2 protein-coding genes and 1 pseudogene are annotated in these 1984 nt (G+C 61.1%); all 3 read right to left on the bottom strand.

From position 1 onward, the window contains the following. A partial coding sequence (locus RR842_RS09195; RefSeq protein WP_332729551.1) for an MFS transporter occupies positions 1-583 on the bottom strand: 583 nt, incomplete at its 3' end. Positions 584-761: 178 nt separating this feature from the next. Next, the gene (locus tag RR842_RS09190; RefSeq protein ID WP_332729550.1) at positions 762-1574 is read right to left on the bottom strand and encodes a creatininase; all 813 of its coding nucleotides are present in this window, start codon (positions 1572-1574) and stop codon (positions 762-764) included. A 64-nt stretch (positions 1575-1638) separates the two neighbouring features. After that, positions 1639-1984, bottom strand: a pseudogene (locus tag RR842_RS09185) (hypothetical protein); the annotation flags it as partial.

Raw genomic sequence — 1984 nt, 5'->3', positions numbered from 1 at the left:
CGCCCAGCAGAAACGGGATACGCCAGCCCCAGGCGATCACGTCAGCCTCGGGCAGCAACAGCTTGATGAGCAGCGCTGCGGTCGAGCCGGCCAAGAGGCCAGCTGCGGTGGAGGCGGGCACGAGCGCGCAGTACTTGCCGCGGTGCTTGGCGGGGGAATACTCGGCCAGGAACACGGCGGCTCCCGAATACTCGCCAGCAGCCGAGAAGCCCTGCACGCTGCGCAGGCACAGCAGCAAAATAGGAGATAGAAGGCCGATGGTCTGGTAGGACGGCAGGCATCCGATAAGGAACGCCGCGCCCGTCATCATGAAGATCGACAGGGAAAGCGACCACTTCCGACCTTTTTTGTCGCCCATGCTGCCCCAGAAGGCAGCACCCAGCGGGCGGAAGATGAACGATATTGCAAACACCGCGAAGGCAAGCATCGTCGAGTCGACTTCCGACTCGGGAAAGAACACGATTCCGATAGTGATGGCGAAGTACGCGTAGGTGGCGTAGTCGAACCATTCGATGAAGTTGCCCAAAAACGAAGAAGCAGCAACTTTGAACGGAACTTTTCTCTCAGTGGTTTGTGCAGGCATGGCGATCCCCCTCTAGGATTTCGTGGTAGTCCCCCAGGAAGTGAACGGCTTCGTTGGGAGCAAAGACGTGAAAGGCGGTGCGTACGTTGATCATGATGCTCCTTAGTGCGTACGGCCCTCCGGGTGCATAAGCGCCGGAAGGCCGTGGGTGTTGACGATACGAGGCGCAGGCTGCTCCTTAGTCCGATGCGAATTCCTGTTTGATTGCGGCGACCATGTTCTTGACGGCCACGTCGCGCAGTACGACGCCCTTGTCGCGCGACGAGGCGGCGGGCGAGGATAGGCATCCTGAAGGCGGCGTGTAGCCGGCGACGATCGGCAGCACGTCGTAATTCGGCAGCACAGCGGGCAACCCGTCGTAGAGAGGATCGTCTATCTTGCCCATGTCCACCAGGTCGGGGTAGAGCAGCAGCATGAGCGAAGTCTCCATCACGCCGGCGTGCTCCAAGTCCCAGCCGGTGAACCCGTCGGGGTACAGCTCCTCGATGGTCTTCTCGTCGACGAAGTCCCAGTAGGACAGCAGCTGTATCTTCGCGTCGTACACGCCGTTCTCGCGTGCCTTCTCCAATGCCAGCTCGGCACCCTCGAAGATGAACTGGAAGTTCTCGTAATGCCCGTTCATGAAAACGATCTTGCGGGCACCGTGGCCGATGAGCCCGTACACGATGTCCTTTGCGAGCGCGATGAGCGTGGTGCCCGACAGCGACGTGGTCCCACTCAGGTGGAAGCCGCCACCCGATCGCTGCTGGGAGCGATAGCCGTAGTTGATGGGCGATGCGACCACGGCCTCGAACCTGCCTTTCGCAGACGCAGCCAGCGCTTCGGCGGTGGCTCCCGCCATGGCCCGGGTCAGTGCCGCGTCCACGCACATAGCCATGTGCGATCCGTGCTGCTCAAGGGCACCTACGGGAATGAAGACCACGGCGTTCTTCTCCAGCTTTTTGCGGTAGGTGAACGCGTCCATCTCTTCCATGTAGACGGTGTCTTTCATGTAAACCCTCCTGTTCTTATCGGTTTCGGATGCGGTTGGGAGCCGATGGTCGGCAGCCGGCCGATCAGTAGTCCTCGAGCATCTCCACCTGGGCCTTGCTCGCGCGTGCGATGAATGCGCGCTTCGCCTGCTGGCCGCCCTTTGCGAGCTTGCGCAGGATGACCCTCTTCAGGCGCGGGTATTCGTTCATTCCGTACCAGGCGAACGCCGTGCCGCCGACGTAGGCTTCGACGATGCTGTGCACCGGAAGGCTCGCGTCGCGCTTTGCATCGAGCGCGAGGTACTCTTCGATCTCGTTGGCGCATACGTCGCGGATGACGTCGGCGCCGATTTCCAGGTCGTGCGCCAGCTGGTGCACTTGGTAGTCGACCTCGTCTTGATCGGCATGCGGGAAGTACGTAACGTCGTAG

This window comes from Gordonibacter sp., from assembly GCF_036667095.1.
GTDB lineage: Bacteria > Actinomycetota > Coriobacteriia > Coriobacteriales > Eggerthellaceae > Gordonibacter.
The sequence above is the reverse complement of the archived record's forward strand: the minus strand, read 5'-3'. Positions and strand labels throughout refer to the sequence as shown.

Coding starts and splice junctions, on each gene's coding strand:
- RR842_RS09190 (WP_332729550.1), bottom strand. CDS start 1,574: ATGAAAGACACCGTCTACATGGAAGAGATGGACGCGTTCACCTACCGC.